At 45.1% G+C, this 21829-nt stretch carries 19 protein-coding genes; 7 read left to right on the plus strand and 12 right to left on the minus strand.

Features of this window, described 5'->3' with window-relative positions:
• Positions 1-25: 25 nt before the first annotated feature.
• From GC130_RS14210 to GC130_RS14245, 8 genes are all read right to left on the minus strand, one after another.
• Positions 26-3574 (minus strand): ABC transporter permease, encoded by a 3549-nt coding sequence (locus GC130_RS14210; RefSeq protein ID WP_151998989.1) that lies wholly within the window; start codon positions 3572-3574, stop codon positions 26-28.
• Positions 3575-3586: 12 nt separating this feature from the next.
• Entirely contained in the window at positions 3587-4258 is a 672-nt protein-coding gene (locus GC130_RS14215) for a DUF2461 domain-containing protein (RefSeq protein WP_151998990.1), read from the minus strand.
• A gap of 77 nt (positions 4259-4335) precedes the next feature.
• Positions 4336-5055: an energy transducer TonB gene (locus GC130_RS14220; RefSeq protein ID WP_151998991.1), complete on the minus strand. Its 720-nt coding sequence runs from the start codon at positions 5053-5055 to the stop codon at positions 4336-4338.
• A 184-nt stretch (positions 5056-5239) separates the two neighbouring features.
• Positions 5240-5671: a DUF5655 domain-containing protein gene (locus GC130_RS14225; protein WP_151998992.1), complete on the minus strand. Its 432-nt coding sequence runs from the start codon at positions 5669-5671 to the stop codon at positions 5240-5242.
• An 11-nt stretch (positions 5672-5682) separates the two neighbouring features.
• The gene (locus GC130_RS14230) at positions 5683-6258 is read right to left on the minus strand and encodes an alkylphosphonate utilization protein (RefSeq protein WP_151998993.1); all 576 of its coding nucleotides are present in this window, start codon (positions 6256-6258) and stop codon (positions 5683-5685) included.
• Between the two features lie 212 nt (positions 6259-6470).
• On the minus strand, positions 6471-6950 hold the full coding sequence (locus GC130_RS14235; protein ID WP_151998994.1) for a peptidylprolyl isomerase: 480 nt from the start codon (positions 6948-6950) through the stop codon (positions 6471-6473).
• 118 nt (positions 6951-7068) lie between these two features.
• Positions 7069-7824, minus strand: a complete 756-nt coding sequence (locus tag GC130_RS14240; RefSeq protein ID WP_151998995.1) for a hypothetical protein — start codon at positions 7822-7824, stop codon at positions 7069-7071.
• 93 nt (positions 7825-7917) lie between these two features.
• Entirely contained in the window at positions 7918-10599 is a 2682-nt protein-coding gene (locus GC130_RS14245) for a valine--tRNA ligase (RefSeq protein ID WP_151998996.1), read from the minus strand.
• Between the two features lie 144 nt (positions 10600-10743).
• Here GC130_RS14245 and GC130_RS14250 point away from each other — a divergent pair, with 144 nt between their 5' ends.
• From GC130_RS14250 to GC130_RS14280, 7 genes are all read left to right on the plus strand, one after another.
• Complete coding sequence (locus tag GC130_RS14250) at positions 10744-11493, plus strand: DUF4440 domain-containing protein (RefSeq protein ID WP_151998997.1); 750 nt, start codon at positions 10744-10746, stop codon at positions 11491-11493.
• Between the two features lie 41 nt (positions 11494-11534).
• On the plus strand, positions 11535-11738 hold the full coding sequence (locus tag GC130_RS14255; RefSeq protein ID WP_151998998.1) for a hypothetical protein: 204 nt from the start codon (positions 11535-11537) through the stop codon (positions 11736-11738).
• Positions 11738-12193 carry a nucleotidyltransferase gene (locus GC130_RS14260; protein WP_151998999.1) on the plus strand — a complete coding sequence of 152 codons (456 nt, stop codon included), beginning with the start codon at positions 11738-11740 and terminating at the stop codon, positions 12191-12193. Before GC130_RS14255 ends, GC130_RS14260 begins: the two co-directional genes overlap by 1 nt.
• A 141-nt stretch (positions 12194-12334) precedes the next feature.
• Positions 12335-13456 carry an MFS transporter gene (locus GC130_RS14265; RefSeq protein WP_151999000.1) on the plus strand — a complete coding sequence of 374 codons (1122 nt, stop codon included), beginning with the start codon at positions 12335-12337 and terminating at the stop codon, positions 13454-13456.
• Positions 13457-13514: 58 nt separating this feature from the next.
• Positions 13515-14789: a fumarylacetoacetase gene (gene fahA / locus GC130_RS14270; RefSeq protein WP_151999001.1), complete on the plus strand. Its 1275-nt coding sequence runs from the start codon at positions 13515-13517 to the stop codon at positions 14787-14789.
• 12 nt (positions 14790-14801) lie between these two features.
• Positions 14802-15428 carry a GDSL-type esterase/lipase family protein gene (locus GC130_RS14275; RefSeq protein WP_151999002.1) on the plus strand — a complete coding sequence of 209 codons (627 nt, stop codon included), beginning with the start codon at positions 14802-14804 and terminating at the stop codon, positions 15426-15428.
• Position 15429: 1 nt separating this feature from the next.
• The gene (locus GC130_RS14280; protein ID WP_151999003.1) at positions 15430-16329 is read left to right on the plus strand and encodes a flavin reductase family protein; all 900 of its coding nucleotides are present in this window, start codon (positions 15430-15432) and stop codon (positions 16327-16329) included.
• Between the two features lie 88 nt (positions 16330-16417).
• Here the strand turns inward: GC130_RS14280 and GC130_RS14285 are convergent, their stop codons facing one another.
• The 4 genes from GC130_RS14285 to GC130_RS14300 all read right to left on the minus strand — a co-directional run bounded on the left by GC130_RS14285 (position 16418) and on the right by GC130_RS14300 (position 21822).
• The gene (locus GC130_RS14285; RefSeq protein WP_151999004.1) at positions 16418-17527 is read right to left on the minus strand and encodes a nucleotidyl transferase AbiEii/AbiGii toxin family protein; all 1110 of its coding nucleotides are present in this window, start codon (positions 17525-17527) and stop codon (positions 16418-16420) included.
• Positions 17524-18288, minus strand: a complete 765-nt coding sequence (locus GC130_RS14290; protein ID WP_151999005.1) for a DUF6577 family protein — start codon at positions 18286-18288, stop codon at positions 17524-17526. Before GC130_RS14290 ends, GC130_RS14285 begins: the two co-directional genes overlap by 4 nt.
• A gap of 259 nt (positions 18289-18547) precedes the next feature.
• Entirely contained in the window at positions 18548-19258 is a 711-nt protein-coding gene (locus tag GC130_RS14295) for a HesA/MoeB/ThiF family protein (protein ID WP_151999006.1), read from the minus strand.
• Positions 19255-21822: a DUF4132 domain-containing protein gene (locus GC130_RS14300; RefSeq protein WP_151999007.1), complete on the minus strand. Its 2568-nt coding sequence runs from the start codon at positions 21820-21822 to the stop codon at positions 19255-19257. The genes GC130_RS14295 and GC130_RS14300 overlap by 4 nt, the downstream gene beginning before the upstream one ends.
• Positions 21823-21829 lie beyond the last annotated feature (7 nt).

Genomic DNA, 21829 nt, shown 5'->3' on the forward strand with positions numbered 1-21829 from the left:
ACGAAAACTCTTCTGCATAAGTTGACTATTCGTATCGCAAGGCATGACTTGGATTCACCGTTACCGTTTTTAGTACGGCGAGCGTCACACTCAAGCTGGCGATAGCAAGGATAATGGCGATGGTGATGGCATAGGGAAGTAGGCCGATGGGCACTCTGTAGGCGAAACCCGCCAGCCATTCGTTCATGGTGAAATAGGCAACTGGCAAACCGAGTACGAAGGCAATGGCAATCAGCTTCAGGAAGCTGAAATTTTCCTGCCAAAGTAGGTTGCCAACAGAAGCTCCGAGGATCTTTCTTACGCCCATTTCCTTGGTGCGCTGCACCATCATCAAATAGGCCAGACCAACAAGTCCCATGGCGGCAAGTAACAAGGCAATGCCTGCAAAGAGATTAAATACCCTGAGTGCCTGTTTTTCTGCCGTGTAGAGTTGCTGGTTCTTCTGATCCATAAAATACGCTTCATAGCCAAATTTTTGGTCAAAGCCTGTGTAAATCTTGCCAATCTCGGCAACAGCCTGCTGGATATTTCCGCCATTTAGTTTTACAAGCAGAAAGTTAAGTTCGTCGTAATCGATAGTGATCAACAGGGGCTGAATGGGCACATGCAGCGACTGAAAATGAAAGTCTTTTACGATGCCAACCACGATACCGTCAAGCACAGCATCCTCGTCATCCCAAAGGAGTCGGCTACCCAGAGGGTCGGCCAGACCAAGGCCTTTTGCTGCAGTTTCATTCAATATGTAAGACCTGCCAAGGGAGTCCATGCCGTTCGACTTATCAAACCACCTTCCTGATACCAGTTCCAGGCCAAGTGGAGCTTTAGCATCGAAATCCATCCCCATTTCTGACACATCCACATTGATGTCGGGTGCGCCAATTTGAAAGATGCCATTTTGATTGAATTGGGTGCCCGGAAGGTTGGATACCGCTCCCATGTCGATGACGCCGGGTACCTTGCTGATTTCATTTTTCATAGCCTCCAGGCTTTCCACCACATTTCTGCTTTTGAGTTCTACCACGAGCACCTGCTGATCGTCATAACCCAGGGGCACCTCCTCCATGTATTTTACCTGCGACACCAGAATGGTGCTGCCAAAAATGAGAATGGCCGAGACAGAAAATTGAATCACTACCAGCGTCTTCCTTACCCAACTGCTTTTGGTACCGGTCACAAATTTACCTTTTAATATTTCGCCGGCTTTGATTCGGGATACCGTGAGGGCCGGATACAGGCCAGCGATAGATCCGACAACAACCACTACTAAAAGGCCAAGAAGTGTATTGAGCGTGGTGAACAGATCACTGTAAACGAATGGCTTTCCGGTTAGATTTTTGAAGCCGTCGAAAGCCAGCAAGGCCAGCAAATAGGCCAAGCCTAAGGATAGTAAACAGGTGAAAATGCCTTCGGATAGAAACTGCCAGGAGATACCCGTTCTATTGGCTCCGAGTGTTCTTCGCACGCCTACCTCTTTGGTCCTTTCGAAAGCCCTGGCCGTGGAGAGGTTGATAAAATTAATAGAAGCGATAGCCAGGATAAAGGCAATGGCTGCAAAAAGGATGTAAACGTAAACAACATTGCCATTGGCTTCCAGTTCCCAGCGGATATGCGACTTGAGATGGATGTCAGTGATGGGCTGCAGGTCGAACCTAACTTCACCACTTTCAAAGCCAGCGTACCACTGGTCGCTGATATGACCATTGCGATGCATCCACTCTGGGATTTTCTGTTGCAGTGCCAGGGCATCAGCTCCAGGCTGCAGCTTTAAATAGTTGAAATGGCCGTAGTCGTCCCATTGAAACCAGGAGTCCGTTGGATCCATGTATTTCAAAGTGACATAGGAGATGATGAAATTAGGGTGAAAGTGTGAAGTAACCGGCGCATCTTCCATGATACCTGTGATCATAACTGGGTGGCCTTCGGCATCTACTTCAAGCACTTTTCCGAGGGGATTCTCGTCGCCAAAGTACTTTTTGGCCATCGAAGACGAGATGATCATGCCGCCTATTTCTTTCAGTGCAGCATCAGGGTTGCCCACCAATAGTTTAAAGTCAAAAACCCTGAAGAAAGTGCTGTCGGCAGCATAGCCATCAGGCTCCCGAAACATGACGTCTTTCTCGGGGTTTCGGATATACATCGACTGCTTGGTTAGTCCCGGCCCATAAAGAGGGGTTAGGGAAACTGCCGCTTCCACTTCAGGAAACTCTTTCACCATCTCCTGTGCCATGGGGTGAGGCGTGCGGGTTTGCGGATTGCTCGACATGAAAGCGATCCGGTATATGTCCTCGGCCCTTTGATGAAATCTGTCGTACGACAGTTCATGCTGGATGTAAATGAAAATGAGCATGGCGCTGGCCATTCCTATGACCAGTCCTGACATGTTGATGAAGGTAAAGACCTTCTTTCTTGCCAGGTTTCTAAAGTAAACTTTGATGAAGTTGTTGAGCATGATACCTGTGATTTGTAGTGAACCAAAAGTACCCTGTGTAACGTGGTTTTGAGGTATGTCGACCTCATGTCGGCGTTCGAGATCATCATGTCGAACGTCCCGGTCTCTGTATTGCGAAGGAGTGAGGCCGGTAAATTTCTTGAAAACGGTGTTGAAGGAAGACTTCGACATGTAGCCGACCATCTCACCTATCTCCTCAATTTTCAGCGCTTTGTTATCCTCTTTACGAAACAGCTTTTTAGCTTCCAACACCCTGTGGTACGCCATCAGGTCAAAGAAACTCATACCCTTGGTTTCGTTAATTACCTGCGAGAGCTGGTGCGGCGATGCAAACACTTTTTTGGCCAGTCCGGCTAAGGAGGCATTGGGCTCCAGGGCATATTTCTTTTCCGTCAGCTGGTGATCCAGTGCATTCATGATCCTGTATTTCTCAGGCTGATCGAGAGACGAGCTGACGTATTTTTGTTCGCTTTTCAGAGGCTCATGGGCATCCGGGCCTGAAAAGTACCAGGCCGATTGAGTGGAGAGCGCAAAAGCGCAGATGATGAACAGTATTTGTGGGGATACCGCCGGCCAGATTTCCCATAGAACTACCGATATAATCATGGCGGCCATCATCAGGAAGAAGAACTTCAGCCAGATTACCTTCTTGCTGCCGGAGCCAGGTGTGTCGATGCCTTTGAGTCTGGAATAAAATAAATAGGTTTTAATAAGAGCGTAAGATTCCCACGTCAAATAGATAGCAGCCACTGGCCCGGCGACTGAAGGAACAAAGTAAACGATAATGCCTATCAATACTGGAGGCAGCAGTTGCAGGAAGTACGCCTTGGTAATTGGCTTTTCAAAAAAGCTCAGTAGCAAGCCCCTGAAAAGAAATGGAGCTGGCAAAACCAGGTACGTGTTAAATTCCGGGAGGTAATAGAAGATTAAACTTAGGGCTGTTACCCAAACCCAGGCGTAAGTGAGCCATTGGGCGTAGGGGATAACTCTCTTTCTCAGAGCGCCAAAGGCAAGCATCGTCATTTGCCCAATGGCGATCAGTAGAACAATTTCGGAGTATCCTAAGTTTGGCATTTTCTCGTAGTGAATAGCATGCATGCGAAGGAAGGTAAATTTAACCTTCACACACCATATTATCTATTCCTTACTTTTATTAAGAAACTCGTCAAAGGGCTGCAATACTCTGAAGACTTGTGCAGCATGATCCAAAAAATCGCCCGCAACAACCTGGCCGTCGCCCGGCTTATGGGTAGCCAAAAAGCTCTTTTGCCTCAAAAGTGCTATTTCCGGGTGGTCAGCATCATAGCCCTTGGGTGTCGTTTTCAGACTTTCGCCTTCAATCTGACCAAAAGTGGCTTTGAAGTCTTTGCTGTCAAGTATTTTATGCAGCTCAGCTCCGTTATAATCTATCTCCTGCCTGATGCTCTTCAGCCAGTCTTTCTCCGGCAGGTAGGCACCACCGGCAAGCATTGAACCGCCTGGTTCCAAATGGATATAATAACCAGCCCTGGTATGGATCTCAGACCTTTTAGCAGCAGCCGTCACATGGGCACCAAAGTGCGTTTTGTAGGGCGACTTGTCTTTGGAAAAGCGCACATCCCGGTAAATGCGGAAGACACAGTCTTTGGCTTTGTGGTGGCCGATGGCGGGGTCAAACTCGACAATTTTTGCAATAAGGGCATCGATGAAAACTTCAAATTCGGCTTTTGCGGCTTCATACCTTTTCTTATTTTCTGTGAACCACTCCCGGTTATTGTTCTCCTTGAGTTCTTTAAGGAATTGAAAAGTGGATTTGGATATCCCTGGCATAGCGATCAGCTTAGTTAGATTGAATAGATAAATCTACTTAATGCTTCTGAAAGAGAGAACTCACAGGCGGCTTAATTCTAATTGGTGTTCTTTACCTTTAGTGCCCGGTAGTAGTCTCTGATGTTGAAGGAAACTGGCAACACCATTCTTACAAACACTGGTTGTCCGTTTTGCTTGCCAGGAGTCCATTTAGGGCCCTCTTTGATAAGCCTGATTGCCTCCTCGTTGCAGGTCTTGCACAATCCACGTTGCACCTTGATCCCATCAACGCTCCCGTCTTTGTTGACCACAAACTGCAGGAATACCTTTCCTTCTTTCTTCTGCTGAAGTGCGTCGGGCGGGTAGTTCATGTTTTGCTCCAGGTAGGTAGTGTAATTTTTCATGCCACCTACAGGCTCCGGGTTTTTGTCAACTATAGAATACACTTTCAGATCCACACCACCTTCCATTACTTGTTCGCCCCATTCGCCCAAACTCGCCTCGTACACCTTTTTTGAGGCTTGCATCAGCGAATCCTTTTTTGTGGGTTCTGGCGTTTCCCGGGAAAGACTTTCCAGGCTTTTGCTCACTGCATAGTAGAGCTGGTTGTTAGTAAAGTAGTTGTTGGAGACAATGGAATCGAACATGGCGACTACCTGCTGCCATTTGCCTTGCTTGAAGGACGTTACAGCAGAATCGATATGTCCACCGGTCAGGCTTGGGTTCTTGACGTCATCGGGGTAGGGATTCCCCGGTTTTTGTGCCGAAGCAAACAATGGGATAGAGGTGATAGCGAGGAAGTATAAAACTTTCAACATGAGTTTTCGAAGGTAAAAAAAGAGAATGACTCTACCATCTTCGGAAGAGACGGCTGGTGATGTTCACCTGTCAGGAGGTGATATTTGAATTTGCCCGATCATGATAAAAAATTGAGATGAAAGCTTTTACGTAGTGATTCTGAGAAGGTTTGAAAATGCTGCGATAAATCAGGGTGTTGATTGTTTACCAATCGTTAAACTCCTTATTACCATAGTCCAGCGCTAGTTTCATATACTTTTTCACTTCATCATTGATGTCATCTTTGTGCATCAGCCGCAGGTAGTGCTGATAAATCTCGATTCCCGGCACCTCGCCAATGCGATGGAAGCAAAGGTTGTCTTCGTATTTTCTGGGCAGGGTGAGGGCTACGTCAATAAACTCTTTGCCCACTCTGGGGATGTAGCCAAATCGGATTTTAGCTCCAAACCCAATCTGCGTTTTAGCTGGATGCACCTCAAAGTCACCTATCTGCTTGTATTGGTCTATGAAGTAATAAAACAGCTCTGCTATTTCAGGCTTTCGCCGTTCCAGAAAACTCTCCAGCGTGCGGTCGTTGCAGGAATGATATTGATTTTCTCGGGAGAAGCTATGGTTGCATAAGGGGCAAATCCACATTTTAGCAACAGCTAAGATTTCTTTAAGAACTTTGTGAGCAGCACTAGCTGCTGACCGTTCACTTTGCCTTCAATTTGCTCTGCATTGTCGGCAACGAGTGAAATGTTTCGGACCGCTGCACCACGCTTGGCTGTAAAGCCGCCACCTTTCACATCCAGGTCTTTGATGAGTACAACAGTATCGCCATTAGCCAAGGTTACCCCATTACTGTCTTTATGTACGATAGCCACTTCACCGTCTTGTAACAAGGTGGCTTGCGCCCATTTCAGCTCAGATTCCTCCATGTACATCATGTCGAGCAGGTCTTGGGGCCAGCCTTCAGCCCGCAGACCATGAAGCAGTCGGTAGGCTTGTACTTTTACGGCTGATACTTCGCTCCAGATGGTGCCGTTTAGGCAGCGCCAGTGATTGGGGTCGGCCGTTTCATTTTCGTTGAGTTGGGCGTCGCATTTACCACACACCAGAATGCTGTTATCGATGGTTTCATTCTCGCCTGGTGATACAAGAAAAGCAGACAGGCTTTCGGTGGCTTTGCAAAGCTCACACTGTGATTGGCTTCTTGCTTCAAGTTCGGATGTTACGCTCATGGTGATGGTTTAAGAGAGCGCAAAAATAAGGATTTTAAATGGAAGGAGGTAGCGCATAGATAACTGCAATTTCAATAAGAACCGTCACCTCGAATCCCGAAGGAGAACCGACGTAAAACGGGGTCTCCCTTAAGGAGAGCAGAGTCGGGCCAGGGAGACCTCTCCCTCCTGCGTCAGATCGAGGTGACGTTACTTAATAATGATATTGTTCGTCAATGATGGTGTCCACCCGGGCCATGCACGTGGCCGTGGGCAAGTTCGTCTTTGCTCGCATCACGCACGTCGAGCACCTCTACCGAAAAGTTGAGATCAACACCTGCCAGGGCGTGGTTGCCGTCGATGGTAATGCCGTCCATTTCTACTTTGGTAACGGTCACCACTTGCTGCCCGTTTTTAGTGCCTGCATTGAACTGCATGCCCACTTCCACTTTTTGGTCGCCGAATGCTGAGCGTGGCATCTTCTGAATCATTCGATCGTCACGAACGCCATAGCCTTTCTCAGGGCTCACTTTAATTTCTACTTTGTCTCCCTTTACTTTTCCATCCAGGCCTTCTTCCATGCCAGGAATCAGGTTCCCAATGCCATGAATGTATAGTAAGGGCTGATCGCCAACGCTTGAGTCAAGCGTGGTGCCTTCGTTGTCTTTCAGGGTGTAGTGGATGGAAACCACTTTTTCTTTGCCGATTTTCATTCGTTTATATTTTGTGTCGAACAATACTAAGGGAAAAAGGAGAGAAAAAGTTTAAGAAGTAGATTTTTTGACGACAGACCGGATAGTGACAACAGTTGTTTGTTAATCGGATAGTTGGTTAATATTTAGTCAGCGAATCGTAATAGTTGAAGAGGGCAACCAGACCTTCCCGGTTATTTTGAAGCCTTTTCTTTTTAGAGTATTGAAGAAGCTCACTACGGTGACTGGGAAGCGTATGGATAAACTTCTTGAGTTTTTTGATTTCACTCAGTCCGGTATTTTCAGAGGTGTAATAAAAGCGTCGTTCAAAATCTTCTTGAAGAAATCCGGCCCCTGCCGGAGTGTTGCTTACTGGACTCAGGTAGCTGCTCCCAACTGGCACATAAAATGGCATCCTCTGGTTTGAGCTTGCCGCATCCTGCAAAACGTCTGGGTCGGGTTTGTAGATTTCCTTTGTTAATAATTCGCTGCGACCTGATTTCAGGGATTCAAAAAAGCCAAATCTGGCCACTCCTTTGAACTCAAATGCTTCGGAAACGAATACCAGCTTTCCTATATGCACTTCACTCGCTCCGCTGGTGGGGCGGATATCAAACACTTCACCCTTACTCTTTATTTCTATAGCGTCGTTGAGCTTATGGCATCTCATCATCAATGTGTCCGATACAAGGTCATCACCAATGAGGATCACTCCCTTTTTAAACTCATCATCAGGGTAATACAAGCCGGATATGGGCTGATTGGGTTTTCCTATTACTTTGTAGTAGGTGATATGACTTCTGTAGTCCACCACTCGTCGATTGGACGTGCCATCTGATTGTGCACAAGCGGCAGTTCCTATCCAAAGAAAAATCGAAATCATGAAGAGTTTCATGAGTAAAAGGTACAAAAAAAACCGAGTGTCGCCACCCGGTTTCCATTATCATCTAAAGCCTCGACGCTTCATCTCAAATCAGCCATCTCAAATTTACAATCCCTTAAGCGCCTCCTCCAAACTTTTTATCTTCCCTTCGGCATCTGCCATCTTCTGCTTTTCCATAGCCACTACCTGCTCTGGCGCACCGGCCACAAAGCGCTCATTGCTTAGCTTTTTCATTACTGATGCCAGGAACCCTTTGGTATAGGCCAGTTCTTCTTCCATTTTCTTGCGCTCGGCTTCTACATCAATCTTCTCGCTCATAGGGATATAGAACTCGTCGCCTTTGATCACAAACTGCGTGGCGTTGTCCACTTTGTCAGAAGTGAAAGTCACGGAGCTTAGGTTGCCCAGCTTTTGCATGATGGGCATAAAGGATTCATAAATGTCCTTTCTACCGGTATTGATCAGTAAGTCAAAAGCTTCTTTAGGTGACAAGCCTTTCGAGTTTCTGGTATTCCTACACTGGCCCACGGCTTCAAATGCCCAGCTGGCTTGCTCCAGCAGTTCAGCGTCAAACAACTTTTTCTCCGGCCACTCAGCAACGATGATGCAGTCTTTGTCGCCTCTCTCCTTCATCGCATGCCAAAGCTCTTCTGTGAGGAAGGGCATGAACGGATGCAACACTTTCATCAAGTCTTCAAACAGCCTGATAGTAGCGTCGTAGGTCGCTCGGTCTATCGGCGCCTGGTAGGCCGGCTTGATCATTTCGAGGTACCAGCTACAGTAGTCGTCCCAAATGAGCTTGTACACAGTCATGAGCGCATCGCTCATGCGGAATTTTTCGAAATGGTCTTCCAGCTCAGCCAGCGACTGGTTAAACCGGCTCTCAAACCAGCGAATGGCCATTTCGTTGTCTTTGCCCGAAAGACTTTCATCTATTTCCCAGCCGCTTACCAGGCGGTAGGCGTTCCAAATCTTGTTGGAGAAGTTACGGCCTTGCTCTACCAGCTTCTCGTCAAACAGCAGGTCGTTGCCTGCCGGAGAGCTGAAAAGCATGCCGGTGCGGACACCGTCGGCACCAAAGTCACGGATGAGATCCAATGGGTCTGGTGAGTTGCCCAGCGACTTCGACATCTTGCGACGCTGCTTGTCACGCACAATACCGGTGAGGTAGACATCTTTAAACGGACGTTGATCAGTATACTCATAGCCTGCAATGATCATTCTGGCCACCCAGAAGAAAAGGATTTCCGGAGCGGTTACCAGCGTGTCGGTAGGGTAGAAGTAGCCAAGGTCTTTGGTTTTTGATAAGTCGATTTTGCCGGTTGCTTTATCGAAGCTTTCGTCGGCAAACCCACCAAAAGTTTCCGTTGGCCAAAGCCAGCTCGACGCCCAGGTGTCCAGCACATCGGAGTCTTGCTTCAGGTCTTCTGCCTTCAGTGCAGCATTGCCACTTGCCTTTCTGGCCATTTCCAAAGCTTCTTCAATGGTTTCGGCTACTACAAAGTCGTTTTCGCCTTCGCCGTAGTAGTAAGCGGGAATGCGGTGACCCCACCAAAGCTGCCGACTGATACACCAGTCACGTACATTCTCCATCCAATACGCATAGGTATTCTTAAACTTGTTGGGGTGCAGCTTCACCTCATCGTCCATCACCGCTTTGTAGGCTCGGGCAGAAATGTCTTTCATTTTGATGAACCACTGTAGCGAAAGCTTGGGTTCCACCACGGTGTTGGTTCTCTCAGAGCGACCTATTCTGGTAACGAACTCCTCTGACCCAACAAGGATGCCAGCAGCGTCGAGGTCTTTTACGACCATTTTACGCACGACAAAGCGGTCTCTCCCTACATAGGCAGGCACGCCGCACTTTTCGTTCAATGTGCCGTCGAGGTCGATGGTGTCGATTACCTGCAGGTTGTGGCGCTGTCCAATCTCGTAGTCATTGGGGTCGTGGGCAGGTGTTACTTTCAGGCAGCCGGTACCGAACTCCTTGTCAACGTAGTCGTCGGCAATGATTGGGATTTCACGGTTAATGAAAGGCACAAGGGCATGCTTGCCGATCAAATGCCTGTAACGTTCATCTGTTGGGTTAACAGCAATGGCAGTGTCACCCATGATGGTTTCCGGGCGCTGCGTGGCAATCACCACAAACTCGTCGGGGCTACCTTTGATGGCATATTTTACAGAGTAAAGCAGCGACTTCTCGCCATCTTCCTTATAAATAACTTCTTCGTTGGAAAGGGCAGTTTTGGCTTCGCAGTCCCAGTTGATCATGCGCAAGCCACGGTAGATATAGCCCTTTTTGTGCAGGTCAACGAATACCCGGATCACCGCCTTGTAGTAGTCGGGGTCCATGGTGAAAGCGGTGCGATCCCAGTCGCAGCTGGCACCCAGCTTTTTGAGCTGCTCCAGAATGATGCCGCCGTATTTCTCCTTCCACTCCCAGGCATATTTCATGAACTCGTCCCGGCCGATCTCAGATTTTTTGATGCCTTTTTCACGTAGCATGGCTACCACCTTGGCTTCTGTGGCAATAGAAGCATGGTCGGTGCCAGGTACCCAGCAAGCCTCAAAGCCCTGCATTCTGGCCTTGCGGATGAGGATGTCCTGGATAGTATTGTTGAGCATATGGCCCATGTGTAATACGCCTGTGACGTTTGGTGGAGGGATGACGATGGTGTAAGGTTTCTTGTTCGGATTGGGTGTGGCTTTAAAAAAGCCTTGTTCCATCCAGTGCTTGTACCATTTATCCTCTACCTGAGTTGGGTCGTATTTGGTAGCCAGTGCCATAAAGTGTCTGTGTCTTCTTTTGTTGAAATTCGAGGGGCAAAAGTAATCAAAATCTGCATGAATGAGGGAGGAGCGTCCATGCTTTGTTAAACTTTCGTTGTTTACCGAAATTAGAGAATTCAACATACTTATATTGGATCGACAATGATTAATAAAAAGACAGACTTGGTAATGATTCTCACAGCTACTTACCTGGCGGCTTCTGCTCAGGTGGATCGACAGCTGGAATTGGCGATGTGGGCAAACACCGTAGCAAGCCCGTCGGGCTACACGGAGAAGTTGTACGCAGATCAGGCTGTAGTCATTTACCCTGAGCATGAAGGCCTCCGTGAGGTATCGGTTGATGATATATCCGAATTTTATAAAGCAAAGCGATGGAAGAACGTCAAAACACCTTTTTCGCTCGGCATCACATCAGCCTCCCCTTGGGTGGATTATGAGGTGGTGGGCTTTCAGGCCGATGAACAAGAGTATGTGCAGCTGATTATTTGGAACCAAAAGAGCGGCAAGCAGCTGAGGGAGCTCGAGGTGCTGGCCAAAGCCGATCCAAATGCGCCCGAAGCAGCAACACTCGATACAGCCAGGGCAGAATGGATCAGACTGTGCAACCTGCATGAACCAAAAAAGCTGGTGGAAGAGATGTATACTCCTGATGCCATGTATTATAACCACAAGCCCATGGTAACCGGCACCGATGCAATCACGAAGGAGTACTGGTACATGAGCAATTCCAGCTATGAGCTCAGTCTAACGCCGCTGATTGTGCAAGTGGTGAGTGGCGACCTTGCTTTCGAAATTGGCCAATGCTCGGGCAGTTACAACGGGAAGTATGTGTTGGTGTGGACGAAAAGTCAGGAGAATGGCTGGCAGGTGGCGCTGGATTCCAATATTTGAAGCAAAGCGATTATCTCTTACCTTAGACAAAAACTACTCATATGTATAAGCTTGACCGGACTGCATTTTCCGCAGGAAGTCATAAGGAACTTTCTGACAAGAACCGAGAGCATTGGAAGAGCCAGAGTATGGAAGAGAGGTTGCGAGCCGCCACATACCTTAATAGCGTTGCCTGGAACTACCCGCTCGACACACCCCCTAAAATGGACAGGAGTGTGTTTAGCATGAGGAAGCATAGGCAATAATGGGAAGCATTTTTAATGAAGATTTTAGAGACTTTATAAGTAGTCTTAATAGCCAGGGGGTAGAATATATTCTTATCGGCGGATACTCGGTGATACTGCATGGATACCCAAGAACGACTGGTGATCTGGATATATGGGTGAATCGAACAGAGGAAAACTACAGCAAGATTGAAAATTCCTTTAAGGAATTCGGAATGAGCGTCTTTGATATGACCAAAGAGAATTTTCTCTATAATCCTGAATACAACGTTTTCTCTTTTGGCAGGCCTCCGGTGAGTATTGATTTGTTAGTTGAAGTGAAAGGCCTTCATTTTGCCGAAGCGTTCAGTAAATCGTTTGTAAGAAAAGTAGATCAAATAGAAGTTAGAGTTATTCATATCGACGATTTAAAAGTGGCTAAGAAAGCAAGTAATCGCCCTAAAGATCAGGATGATCTTGATAATTTGGAGAGTTGAGCCGTTTAGAAGGATGCTTTTACTTTGTTCATAAAAATCTTTCAAACAAGAAATCCAATTGGAGGTTTCTTCACGTAAGTAGCTGCATAATGTTTCTCTGAACATTAGTAACCTTAGAAAAAGTAACCCTTAAAAAGCAAAATGGAATTAACTGCAACAGTACCTTCAACCTCTGGCGAAATTCAATGGAAGCAACTATGGAGCCTTGTAGCCCTTTATGCATCGGTTATTATCGGCTGGATTGCTTACTATAACTACCAGCCGATACTCCTTCATAAGTATAACTTCACAGACCTAACGCTCTTTCTTTTTATAGCCCAGGGTATCATCATGGTGGTGACACCGCCTATTGCCGGACTTTTGGGCGACAGGTTCAGGAAATCAAAGGGTAACAGACTTCCGATCATCAGTGCTGGCATTAGTGCCGCAGCCATGGTGTTTATGTCTGTAGCGTTTACGCTTATTATGGATCCGGGAGAAACTTTCAAGTGGATACTACCTATTCTTATAGTGTTTTGGCTGGCCTCCATGAGTATTTTCACAAGTCCCGCCATTTCAACCATTGACCTGTTTGCTCCTGCAAATAAATTGCCACGGGCGATGGCCATTATCACTATTGTGTATGGCGCACTGTATGCCCTTGAACCAGTAATCGTTGATCTGGTTGATTTTCTGGGTGCTCCCCTGACCTTCGTTGTTGGTGGTGTTATCACAGCAGGCTCAGGTTTGTTGATGAAAAAGAGCATGGGCAAAAGCCTCGACGGTATTGTGACCGATATTAAGAAAGAGGATAAAAAGAAATCAGATTACACATACGCATTCATTGTGGGCCTTGCTTTTGGTATTTCTACCACCATTCTGTTCAATATGTTTCCTGGTTGGTTGGAGCCAAAAATTGGTCACGTCTTCGATATAAACAGCAGTGTGATCATCTCGGTCGTCCTCTTTCTGTCTGCTGTTTTCTCGCTGCCGATCAGCCGAATTGTTGAAAAAAGGCCACTTTACATATCATTGCTTGTAAGCGTAGTTGCAATTTTCGCTATCATTTTCGCTATCTACTTTGTGGAAAACTCCTACCTGACACTTATTCTTCTGCTGCTCTTCTCGTTTTTCTACAGCATGGTGTCGGTTTGTGGCTTGCCACTTGCGCTTAGCGTAGTCAACGACAAGAATAAAGTATTTGGCGTCGGAATCTTTTTCGCTGGATTCGAATTGCCCAACGGAATTCTCGAAGCGATATTGGTTGCTCAAGGGCTTTACTGATTAAGATTCCTTGATCATTCTTTTAACTTTGCTGTAGTTGAAAGAACAAGACCCAAAGATGATTATAACAGCAAACGATCCCTCATTAAAATCATGGGTAGAAGTCAGGCCGGGGTCTGACTTCCCCATTCAAAACCTTCCCTTCGGCATTTTTCAAACAGCAGACACCTTGCCCAGAGTGGGCGTAGCCATCGGTGACCACGTGCTTGACCTCAAAATGCTCGCCCATGAAGGGTTTTTGGATGAGCTTCATATACCAGAGTCGGTGTTTGCTCAGCCATACCTGAATGAACTAATGGCCTACGGAAAGGAAAAGACAAGCGCCCTGCGAAACAGAATAGCCGAACTACTCAATATCGAAAATGAAGACCTCCAGGATGAGGAAGACCTGCGGCAAGATTTGCTTGTGCCAATGCAAGAGGCGAAAATGCTAATGCCGGTGCTGGTGCGGGACTACACCGACTTCTATTCCAGCAAAGAGCACGCTACCAATGTGGGTACCATGTTTCGGGATCCGGCCAATGCTTTGCTACCCAATTGGAAACACTTGCCGGTTGGCTATCATGGAAGAGCGTCGTCTATCATTGTCAGTGGGGATCCTGTTCGCAGACCCAAGGGCCAAAGAAAAGATGGCGACAAAGACCAGCCGGTGTTTGGCCCGAGCGGTCGCCTCGACTTCGAATTAGAAATGGCATTCATCACCTGCCGGGAGAATCATTTGGGCGACAGCATATCCACCGCCGAGGCCGAGGACTACATCTTTGGCTTTGTGCTTTTCAATGATTGGTCGGCCAGGGATATGCAGGCCTGGGAGTATGTGCCGCTGGGGCCTTTCCTCGCCAAAAATTTTGCTTCTTCTGTGTCGCCGTGGGTGGTGACCCTCGATGCACTGGAGCCATTCAGAGTGGCGGGCCCAAAGCAGGAACCGGAAGTTTTGCCTTACCTGAAGGCCGAAGGACTCAACAACTTTGATATTAACCTCGAAGTGGGAATTCAGCCAAAGGGAAGTGCTGAGAAAGTCGTGTGCCGATCCAACTTTAGGCACATGTACTGGAACATCCGCCAGCAGCTGGCCCACCACACGATCAATGGTTGCAATATTGGGGTGGGAGATATGTATGCTTCCGGCACCATCAGCGGCCCAACGCCCGATAGTTACGGCTCTATGCTGGAGCTGGCCTGGAAAGGAACGAAGCCCATTCCAATGCCCGACGGCAGCACAAGAAGCTTTCTCCAGGACGGCGACACAGTTACCATGCGTGGTTTTGCAGAAAAAGATGGGGTAAGAATTGGTTTTGGTGAAGTAAAGGCGGAAATTTTACCAGCTACTTAAACACGCTATCCTATGAAATCCATTCTTCTTACACTTATGCTTGCAGGTTTTTTTATGGTTAAGGCCCAACCAATCAAAGTGGCTTGTGTTGGCGACAGTATCACCGAAGGTCATGGCATTGCGGAGGAAGACAAACGATACCCGCAGGTACTTGGGCAGCTGCTTGGCAATGGCTATGAGGTTAGGAATTATGGCATCAGTGGCAGAACGCTTTTGAAACAGGGCGACTTTCCCTATTGGAACGAACCGAAATACAAAGAGGTGTTGGCCTGGCAGCCTGATATCGTTGTCATCAAGCTGGGCACGAACGACAGCAAGCCACAAAACTGGAAATACAAGGGAGACTTTATTGACGAGTACCTGGAGTTTATCCAGTCGTTTGCTTCGTTGCCCAGCCAGCCAAAAGTCTACATTTGCCTGCCGGTGCCGGTTTACAAAGACGCTTTTGACATTACCGAGGAAGTGGTAAAAGGAGGCGTAATTCCCAGAGTGGAGCAAACGGCAAAAGAGGCCAAATTGAAAACGATTGACCTCTATAAGGCGCTGTCAAGTCACCCTGAAATGTTTCCCGATGGTGTGCATCCCAATGCCGCCGGAGCAAACTTAATAGCCGAAGCTGTTTACAAGAAAATCAAATAACATGGATCAGCTAATCACCATTGACCCGAAGGATATAAGTGTGACGGCTTTGCATGGGCTCATGCAGGGAGTGGTAGCCCCGAGGCCTATAGCATTTGCCAGCACAGTTGATAAAGATGGAAAGGTCAATCTCAGCCCTTTCAGTTTTTTTAACATGTTCAGCTCCAACCCACCCATTCTTATTTTTTCTCCTTCAAGAAGGGTGCGTGACAACTCGACCAAGCATACACTGGACAATGTACACGAACATGGCGAAGTGGTGATCAACATTGTGAACTATGCCATGGTGCAGCAAATGTCGTTGTCGAGCACGGAATATGAGAAAGGTGTCAATGAGTTTATCAAGGCTGGGTTTACGGAAGTTCCTTCAGAAAAAGTGAAACCGCCGAGGGTAGGGGAGTCGCCGGCAGCTTTTGAATGTAAGGTGAAGCAAATCATTCCGCTCGGAGACCAGGGCGGTGCTGGCAATCTTGTGATTTGTGAGGTGTTGCTCATGCATTTCAAAAAGGAAATACTGGATGAGCAGGGGAGAGTGGATACGGAAAAGGTGGATACAGTTGCCCGCATGGGAGGTAACTGGTATTGCAGAGCGCACGGGGAGGCTTTGTTTGAAGTGCCAAAACCGCTGGAGAAAAAGGGAATGGGCGTGGATCAGCTGCCAGAGCGCATCAGACTCAGCAGTGTGCTCACAGGCAATGACCTAGGTATGCTGGGTAATGTGGAGCACCTGCCCAGCGATGCAGAGGTAAGAGAGTACCATAAGCACGAGAAAGTGCAACTGCTTGTAGAGGAATACGAAAACGATCCCACTGGTTTCGAAGAGGCGCTGCATCTTCTTGCCCAGCAATATCTGCATGATGGGTACGTGGAGATCGCCTGGAAGATTTTGTTGCAGATATAGGAGCCTTTTGGTGACCCATCAGAACTTCTCAGACTTTTAGTGGAAACGCCTGGTTGATAGTTTTTCCCCTGCTGGTTCGATTGACTGATTATAGTGCTTTTTCGGCTGTTAAAAGTTGTACCGCCTGGTACCAATAATAGAATGCCGATTTATCTGGTTGTTTTTTCAGTCGCATCAAGAAGTTCCAATCTTGATCCTCTATGATTAAGTCTTTAATGTCTTGACCTTTATAATAGGTAATCGGTGAAAGATCATTCACAATGATTTTTGCTGTCAAGTAAGCAATTCGAGCAGATGCAGGTACCGCATCATCGATTCTAAAGGTACCAGCCATTAAAAAACCGGTACCAAAAGCGATGATTCCTTTTTGCAATTCTTTGAATTTTGCTTTTTCATCATCATTGCCACGATCTCTCTTTGCGAGGATCATGCAGGTATCAATTGTGTCTCGCAAAACAATTTTCGGAGTGAGTTTAGTTTCAGGATTTCCTTTTTCCCGATAAGCGATTTCATGCTCGGCAAATTTCTGAAAACTAGCAGCCACTATTTCCATACTTTGTATATTCTCGAAGAGTTTACCCAAATCGAACAACTGCTTACATATTTCCATGGAGAACGGCTGGTTGTCTGCACCCTTGAAATAAGGGATTCCGATGGTATTTGGGGCAAATGCTGTCAATTTATCTCCTGTGATTGAATCAATGGTTGGCATGGTGACCATAGTCTCCATATCAGTTTCAATCCATTTGGTAATTACAGGTTTTTCGATCACTTCCGGATAGATTGAATCCTCGATGAGAACATCTAACAGAATGGTACCGGAACCTTGCCTGCCAGAATCAAATTTAAACTTGTAATGTGCTTTGGGTACTCTGGGCTTGTAGCTCCGATGTTCGTCCAGTTCAACATTAGTGAAATTGGAAGAATCAACAACCTTTTGCAAAATGCGCTCCAGTTCCTTTCGGTCAGTTTTGCTGATAATGTCGATATCAATAGAGAATCGGTTACCCTCTTCCAATAAAAGCACCAAACTGGTACCACCCTTGAAAACGAAATTAAGTCCATTACTCTTCAAACGTTCTAGCAAATGCAAAGCATAAATCATCTTTTCCAAAATGATTTTGTCAATTCGTCTGTGGTTTTTTTGTTTCTTAAAGCCCTCTAGCCACTCATCTGTAAAGCAATGTTCCTTAATCATTCGATAATGTCTTTTACTAAGTAGTACATGTGGTTCGTCATGAACTGCTTGATGTCTTGTTCCTTTTCCCTTCGTTTTGCGTAGCTGAAGAGTTTGGTGAAATTGATGGCATAGTTGCTAATGGCATTTTCGTAGATGTGCATCAATTCAGAACCTTGCAGGTAATAAAAAAGTCTTTCTTCTGCAAAGAGATCTACCAGGATCTTCTCAAGTAATGGAGTATAAAAATTTACTCTTTTCTCTGTTCTTCTTGCAATAGGAGAACGTGTGATCAATTTTTTAATAATCACCGGATAGTCGCTTTCAGCGATATAAAAATCGATGGTTTTGTCATCAGGGTTGAGGTAAAGCTCGTTTCTTGACGACTCCTTTAATTCGTAATACAAGGACTCGGTGAAGTCTTTTTCTATTTCAATCAGGATGATTCTTCTGCTGGCCTGGTGTTGTGAAAATTCATTGAGCCATTCCGTTTCCCAAATACAGTGTTTGGCGTCCTCAAATTTATCAGTGACTCGCTTTGCTAGCTTAATAAGCTCAGAAGAGATTTCTGGTTTGTATTTGGGTTTGTATGAAATAACATAGAGACCTCTCTTGAGTGGTCTAATGATGTTTTTGTCTTTGAGGTCATAGATTCTCCACCCGAAGGTTCCCTCTTTCAGGTTCGGTTCAAAATAGCGATAGAATTCAAATAGGTCTTCTCGGGTAAAATACTCTTGGTTCTTAAATTCTTCTATCAACCTATTCTCTATGATCTTTGGCATTTCAAATCCAATTTTTACCAAAAGTATGAAATTCTGGTGAATTTTTGAAATCAAAAAAATGCCAGTAATTAAGAATACTGGCAAATATTGGAATTGTGAAAGGGGTGTTTACCTCCGATGCAAAGATGTTGCAGTAGGGAAACTAACGCATCTTCTCGCACAACAATATCTGCATGACGGGTACGTGGAGATAGCCTGGAAGATTTTATTGCAGATGTAGAGCAGCTGTATTTTAGCTCTCACTTTTCGAGAAAACATTTTAGATGATGTTTGTTTTTTTTAATCTGAGGTATCTCGTTAAATTATTTAATCCATTGATATATAGTATCTTACCTTCCATAACGAATTCAGATTTCAATATAACCTTTATGACCTCATTGGCCATGTAACTCCCTACAATGCCACATATCGGACTGCTGATGCCATTAATTGAGCAAGATTGATGGTTTAGTAAATCGTGGCGTGCAAATAAATCCGCATAGGTGTATTGCTGCTTATAATGGAATACAGAAATATAGCCTTGCCATTCTGAAACCGCTCCGTGAACTAACGGTAAACGCTGTGTTGAGCAGTTGTCATTTACCAATAGTCGGGTTGCTACATTATCAGAACAGTCGCATACTATTTGATAATCAGAAAACAAGCTTTCAACATTTGATTCGTCAACTTTGTCGGTAAAAGATTTTATATTGATATGTGGATTCTGAATTTGTAGTTTTTGAGCTAGCAAATTCGCTTTGTTCAGACCGACGTCCTGTGGTGTATAAAAAAATTGTCTATGTAGGTTAGACTCTTCTACAACGTCGAAATCGCAAATTCCCAAATTACTAACACCCATTGCTGTCAAATACCCGGCAGCAATTGACCCCAAGCCTCCGGCCCCAACGATCAAAACGGAGGCTTTTGAAACCTCATTCTGGCCCTTTTTTCCGATCTCAGAGAGTATTAGTTGGTGTTGATAACGTTTCACCTGCGATTGATTTGAGAAGTTATTGTAGTGTCTGTTATTTTGTCATCATCCGCCAGTAGTATCGCTTTGGATATAATCACTGATAATCCATTATCGCCGTCAAAAGGTAGAAATAGGTGTTCCGTTTTATTTGTTTTACTTCGATCAGCCACTATGCATAGATATTGGTTGTTGGGTTCCATCAAAATATTAGTGCTCCCGATATGGATTTTATATGTTCTTAATCTTCCTTTTACAACCACAAATTTGTCATCAATGCTAGTGACCGGAGCGATTTTTAGTCTTGGAATAAGTTCTGTTAATATTTCTTTCCTGTTTTTAGCAATTTCGGACAGGTTTCCAAACGAATAGGACTGCCAGTAATCTCTGTATGTGGTCAACCCTCCTGAGTCTGACCAAGTAGGATCATTGCCCACACTTGCTACACCCACAAACAAATCAACATCTCTCATGGCCTCTGAAAAAGCTATAGGAGGGACGTTGATAAGTTCTAGTAGTTGATTTGTCTCGGCATTAACAAATCTAACTTGATCCGTCGTTACGTAATTCCAAATGCCAGTTTCATTGTATTCATTGTCAACGTTGAGTGCGTGTATCCAGTATTCCACCTTTAAGTTGAATTCTGGTAAATATAGTTGAGCCGTATCTTGGTCACCGCCGTCCCACGCCCCAATTAATTTTGCTTTCCAGTTTCTACCTTTGGCAAGGGTGACATATTGATGTTGTTTTAAGATGTGAGAAGCCATACGATTACTATAAGTGCGTGTATTGACTTCGGCTTCGGTTAATAAATAGATCTCTCTGTAGGCTTGCTTGAAAGGTTGCTGGATTTGGCTATCCATGAGGAATTTTCGCCATTCTTTCACTTCGTCAGTGGTGCTATTTACAGGATGCCAAAGCGTTACAAAGGTATAGTTTTCAGTATAGAGAATCTTCTTGTCTAGCCTAACCCACTGCTTGTTTACATAGATTGCAGATTGTGATTCGCTATCGTTCGAAAAACTAAAGATGACTTTGTTGATAATGAAGGATATGAGGCCATGGTTAACGTATTTCTCTACAAAATACTCAATTGTCATCTTTCGATTAGATCGAAGCATTCTGTCAAAGCGTTCTTTTTGGACTGAAGTGGTTTCGTCGATTAGTTTTTGTTTGGCTTTGAGCTTTTTTAGTTTGTCGGAAAACTTGTCTTTTACCATCTTAGGAACCGACTTTTGTTCAGTGTTGTCTTTTTTCACCCACCTTAGTGTTGATTTTCCGATACCAGTCAGTTCTAGTGTAGCGGTATATTCTTCAAAATTTTGATGGAGTTTGTAGTCTGTTAATTTGAAGTCATCTACCGCTATATCTTCGATTTCGCTTGAGGATAGTGCTAATTTCTTAGCGGCTTCATCAATGTATTTTTCGATTAGTGTCAAGGTCGAATTTTGCTTAATCTTAATCTTGAGTTTTGACAACTGAGCAATTCCGTCCAAACCTTTGGAAGAAAACAGAGCAAACAGGCAAGCGTTACCCACAGCGACCGCTGCAGGCCCTTTTCCTGGGATCTTTTTGAAGCTTCGTTCGGCTAGTTTGCTAATAGTATGGATAGTTTTACTGTCATAAAACCAAGATGACATCCATACAAACCCTTTTATTGAATCTGAATTAATTGAATCTAAAAATTCACTGGTGTGGTAGTTGTATTCTTGGCCGTTGTACCTATGGGTATGTGTCTGAACTGATTCTTTTAATGTTATAATGTAGTTAAACCAATGATGTGTGATTTTTTTGAATTTATCATGCCCCAATTCATCGATTAGATGTTTAGATTCATCAAGATATCTTTTACTAGGTTTACTCCCGGTAGCCCTCTGGGCAAGGGCCATTAATTTATACCAAACAATTTTTTCTTGGTCTTGTTGATTGCCAATTATTTGGTTGGCAAAATTGGTGAAAGCGTCTTTGCCGATAAAATATGTCGGCTTGACCTCACTATTGTGATTTTCGGAGTTGTGTAGGAAGGCTTTTATTCTTTCGACAAGCTTAATATGATCTTTGTAGTGGTAAGAGTTTTTTTCGTTCTCTAGATTAATTATGCTTTCAAGCAGGTCAATGATGGTCGGGGGAATTGCTTTGTCCTGATGATTTGACTCTATCTGTTTGAAAAGGCCCGAAAGAGGCCACTCAAACATCCCTGGATATCCGTTTTTCGATCTATTTTCTTTAAACGCTCGATAAATGGATACCAATTGGTCGTCTGACAATTCCATTTTGGATCTAAAAAAAACCTTCAAATATTCAGAGGCCATCATGCTTTTTTTGTAACTAAGATCCAGAGAAGAACGCCAGGTGTTTTGGTGCTCTTTTTTTACTCGGCAAAGAAAAAGGATAAATGAGGCCTTTTGAGAGTCATTCCACGGCTTTACGATTTCCGTGTAAGTGGATATTTGTGATAGCGAAATTGTAAAAAAATTGTTTGAGATAGCGCTTTGCTCTGCAATTGATTTTTCTAAAATGCTAGCGAATTGAATCTGATATTCATCGGCACCAATCAGATTTTTGATCTTATCAAGAATTCCCATTTAAATT

Origin of the sequence: Imperialibacter sp. EC-SDR9 (genome assembly GCF_902498805.1) — a bacterium.
Classification (GTDB): Bacteria; Bacteroidota; Bacteroidia; order Cytophagales; family Cyclobacteriaceae; genus Imperialibacter.